The organism is Pseudofrankia coriaricola (genome assembly GCF_032027725.1).
In the GTDB taxonomy this organism is placed as follows: Bacteria; Actinomycetota; Actinomycetes; order Frankiales; family Frankiaceae; genus Pseudofrankia.
The window spans coordinates 1-4,400 of sequence record NZ_JASNFO010000022.1; the positions used below are offsets into that span (position 1 = coordinate 1).

Annotated in this window: 2 protein-coding genes; one reads left to right on the forward strand and one right to left on the reverse strand. The window is 69.3% G+C overall.

Annotated features, from left to right (window positions below; genetic code table 11):
* The first annotated feature begins 358 nt into the window (after positions 1-358).
* Positions 359-2,014, forward strand: a complete 1,656-nt coding sequence (locus tag QOZ89_RS13355) for an aldehyde dehydrogenase family protein (RefSeq protein ID WP_241842086.1) — start codon at positions 359-361, stop codon at positions 2,012-2,014.
* Between the two features lie 900 nt (positions 2,015-2,914).
* Here the strand turns inward: QOZ89_RS13355 and QOZ89_RS13360 are convergent.
* Positions 2,915-4,093, reverse strand: a complete 1,179-nt coding sequence (locus QOZ89_RS13360; RefSeq protein WP_312623925.1) for an ISAs1 family transposase — start codon at positions 4,091-4,093, stop codon at positions 2,915-2,917.
* Between the last annotated feature and the right edge of the window lie 307 nt (positions 4,094-4,400).

The following is a 4,400-nucleotide window of genomic DNA, read 5'->3' on the forward strand; positions in this document are numbered from 1 at the left end:
CCCCCCCCCGCCCCCCGCCCCCCCCCCCGCCCCGCGCGCCCGCCCCCCCCCCCCCCCCCCCCCCCCCCCCCCCGCCGCGCGGCGGCCAAGCCCACCGCCGGGCCACGCTGGACCGGACCGTTCGTGCCAGCTCACGCACGCCAGTGGACCGACCGGTCGGACGCAACCACGCCCGGCCCCGCGCCGCGCACCCGTTCTCGACGATGTTTCTTAAAGCGCTTTGAGATATCGGCGGCCGATTTTCCCCTCGGCCCGCCGGGCCATGCTCGCCCGTCGGGGGTGATTGGCGTACCGGGCAGAGTGATCAGCGAATAGGCATTGGCTGGCGAACCGGCGAACGGTGGCGCACCCTGCGGGTATGGTTACCGCCGCCCGAACCAGCCGCGCCAGCGGCGCCAGCAGCCCAGCCGCCAGAGGCCGGCCGGCCGCCAGCACCGCCGACGGGCGGCCCGTCGCGGGCCAGGCTCCCGCCCTGCGCCAGGCACCCGGCACCGCCTGGGCGGACGTGTTCGCGCGCGCCAGCGACACGGCGCCGGAGGCGTTCGGCGACGGCCGCCTGCTCAACCTGTGGGGCGGCCGCTGGCGAGTGTCGGGCGTGCCGCTGGCGCACAGCGTCTCGCCCGTCGACGGCTCCCCCATCGCCGGCCCGCCGATGATCCAGCTCGACGAGGCCCGCGAGGCGATCGGCGCGTCGTGCGAGGAGCACCGGCGCTGGCGGGACGTGCCCCTGGCCGAGCGGCGCGCCAGGGTCACCGCCGCCGTCGACGCGCTCGACGCGCACCGCGACACGCTCGCCCTGCTGCTGGTCTGGGAGATCGGCAAGCCGTGGCGGCTGGCGAGGACCGACGTCGACCGAGCCATCGACGGTGTCCGCTGGTATCTCGACGAGATCGATCCGATGCTCGCCGGCCGCGCGCCGCTGCCCGGGCCAGTCAGCAACATCGCCAGCTGGAACTACCCGATGAGCGTGCTCATGCACGCGATGCTGGTACAGGTGCTCGCCGGCAACGCGGCGATCGCCAAGACCCCGACCGACGGGGGCGCCGCCTGCCTCACGCTGGCCTGCGCCCTCGCCCGCCGCGAGGGGCTGCCGCTGTCGCTCGTCTCCGGTCCCGGTTCGCGGCTGTCGAGCGCCCTGGTGCGGGCGCCGGAGATCGGGGCACTCGCATTCGTCGGGGGCCGCTCGGCCGGCGGCCAGGTCGCCGCCGCCCTCTGCGACACCGGCAAACGGCACTGCCTGGAGCAGGAGGGCCTCAACGCCTGGGGTATCTGGGAGTTCTCCCAGTGGGACCTGCTCGCCGGCCACCTGCGCAAGGGCTTCGAGTACGCCAAGCAGCGGTGCACCGCCTACCCGCGCTACGTCGTCCAGCGGCAGCTGTTCGACGAGTTCCTGAAGATGTACCTGCCGGTGGTGGAGTCCGTCCGGTTCGGCCACCCGCTGGCGGTCACCGCCGACGACGAGCCGCTGGCGGACCTCGACTTCGGGCCACTGATCAACGCGGTCAAGGCCGCGGAGCTCGCCGGGCGGGTCGAGGAGGCCATCGCCAAGGGCGGCGTCCCGCTCTTCCGCGGGAGCCTCGCCGACGGCCGGTTCCTGCCCGGCCAGGACACCTCCGCCTACGCGGCGCCGACGGCGGTCCTGTCCCCGCCGACCTCGTGCGCGCTGCACCACGCCGAGCCGTTCGGCCCGGTGGACACGATCGTGGTGGTCGACTCGGAGGCGGAGCTGCTGGCCGCGATGAACGCTTCGAACGGCGCGCTCGTCGCCTCGCTCGCCTGCGACGACGAGGACAATGCTCACCGGATGTCCGCCGAGCTCGCCGCATTCAAGATCGGCATCAACCGTCCGCGCTCGCGCGGGGACCGGGCGGAGCCGTTCGGCGGCCGCGGCGCCTCCTGGAAGGGCGCCTTCGTCGGCGGCGAGCACCTCGTCCACGCCGTCACCGTCGCCCCGGACCCCGGCGAGCGCCTCTACGGCAACTTCCCGTCGTACTCGCTGTATCCGGAGACATAGCCTGCGGCGCAGGCACTTCGCCGGTCAGCCCGCGACGCTGGACCGTCCCTGGACCGTCGCAGCGCCGGGAAAGGCCCCCGAGGACCGCGTCCACGGCCTTCCGGGTGTCGTCCTCGGAGTCCGGCCAGAGGTGACCGTACGTGTCCAAGGTCTCGGGCGCGGACTTGTGACCCAGCCTCGCCTGGACCACCTTGACGTTCGTGCCGGAGGCGATCAGCAGGTGGTGTTGCTACTGGTGCGGGGATCGGTCCCACGAAGATCGCCGCGGTGATGTGCACGCGCGAAGACCGGACCGCGATATGTCGCGGGCTGGCGGATGAACATCCGGGGGCACCGACGAGCGGGCTCTACACTCGCCGTTCACAACAAATTCTCTCCGTGGGCCGGAATCGCCGATGTGTGACGATCGCCCGGTCCCTCGCCGACGCATGGCGATGCCCAATCGTGCCACTTAGCGTAACGGCGCATGGCGCCCTCCGACGTGACGCTCGCGATCTTGGCTGACGGACCCTTCCGCGGCGGCACCTTCGTGGTGCGCTCCGGCCAGACCCTCACCTTCGGCACCTCGTGGCTCAATTCACGCCCTGTGGTCTATCGGCCCACCGGCAGGGTCATCGAGACCCCGGAAGGTGAGGCGGTAGTCCTACGCTGCGAGACAGCCCCAAGGCTGTCACGCACAGTGATCGACGAATCGCGAACGATCGGATCATCCGAGTAGGTCGGTTCCTACCGGCTCGTAACAATCGGTCCACCACGGCGCCGCACCCGAGGGCGGTCACGGTTTGTGGCCGCTATATCTCACGCCCGGCTGGTCCGCGCGGTCCGAGGTGGGGCGGGCGCTGCTCGACGTACCTGGGGCCAGGGCTGCGCGAAGATCGCCGAGGGTGGCGGTCGGTCACTCTAGGTGGCTAGGAATTGGAGTGCCCGGTTGCGGTCTGCGGCGATGTGTTCGAGTGCTTCCTTGACTTTTTTGACGCCGTGGAGCCGAAGGAGGCCGAGAGCGAGATTGCGGAGGATGGCGAGGTTTCGTGGGCCGTTGCCGAGGTGAGCGCGGCAGGCGTCCTCTTGCCAGGCGGTGTCGCGGATGTAATGCACGCGGTTCTCTATTCCCCAGTGCAGGCGAACGTGGGTGTGGATTGCGGCTGGGGCGGCGCGGCCCCCGCGCAGGTTGGTGATGATGAAGGCGTACTCCCTGGTGAGACGGTTACCTTCGAGGTCGAATTCGTCACGGCGGATGACGGCGATCGTCCGAGCAAACGGGAAGCGGATGTCCTCGGCGGTGGTCGTCCAGGTGGTCCACCGCTTGATGCGCCCGTGTGAGCGTTCCTCTTCGTCGTGGCCCGGTGTTTGCTGGAGAAGAGGCAGGCAGCGCTCGAAGACCTGCCGGTAGAGGGTGGGCTGGTTCCTTTTGACGGTTAGGACGTAGTCGATACCGCGTTTGTGGAGCAGGATGGCGGTCCTGAACTGGGTGTGGGCGGCATCGGCGGTGGCGATGGTTCGTCCGCGCTTGTGTTTGAGGATCTTCACCAGGTTCTCGACCTGGGTGGTCTCGTTCGTGTCGTCGGGGACCTGGGTCTGGGCGACGACGACACCTTCTCCGTGGATCATGGCGGCGAACAGCTTGACCTGCTTGTTCCCGGTGGTCCAGGCGCCGCGCAGGACCTTGCCGTCCAGCGAGATCACCAGGTCTCCGTCGTGGTCACGTGTCGCGCATTCGTGCAGCCAGACGCCGACGAGGAGGTCCAGCAGGTCCGCGTCGACATTCGTGAGGACCTCCCGGATAGTGGACTCGCCCGGCGCCACGTATGCCGCGCGGAAGTAGTCGTAGGGTGCACCGATCTGTGCGAGCAGACGTTGTGGAAGGTCGCCTGACCGTCTGCCGATCTGGCGGTAGTTCGCGGCGCCAGCCAGTGTGGCGACGACCGCGACAGCGAGTACGAAATGGAGGTCGTACATCTTTCCGCGGGCCGCACGGAAATCTTTCACCTGACGCAGCATCTCGAGAAGTCGACTGGCTTTGTTCTCGCCGGCCTGGTCATGGCCGCTCGACAGAGCGGCGCCGGTCTGGCATGATGGCATGCGGTGGCCTTCTGGTCAGGGGTTCTGTTTGGTGGAACTTTCATTATCCCGAACAGGAGGCCACTTCTGTAACAACGACAGGCCAGGTTTCAGATAATTCGGCGGCCAAGGCTCGCCAATCGCGGTCCAGCAGATTTCCCGGGTCGGCACACGGCATGCCCGGCTCGATCTACTGAGGCGAATCTCGATCGAAGTGCGCGGGGATAGGACTGACGCGCGCTATCCCGTCTACCGCATCCGGATGCTTCCGCGAGGCAGCTACGTGACGTAGCCAATCATAACTCTGGGCGACCTTCGCGCAGCCCTG

What these genes read in the sequence shown, in the direction of transcription:
- QOZ89_RS13360 (WP_312623925.1), bottom strand. Translation starts at nt 4,093, where the DNA reads ATGCCATCATGCCAGACCGGCGCCGCTCTGTCGAGCGGCCATGACCAG.
- QOZ89_RS13355 (WP_241842086.1), top strand. Translation starts at nt 359, where the DNA reads ATGGTTACCGCCGCCCGAACCAGCCGCGCCAGCGGCGCCAGCAGCCCA.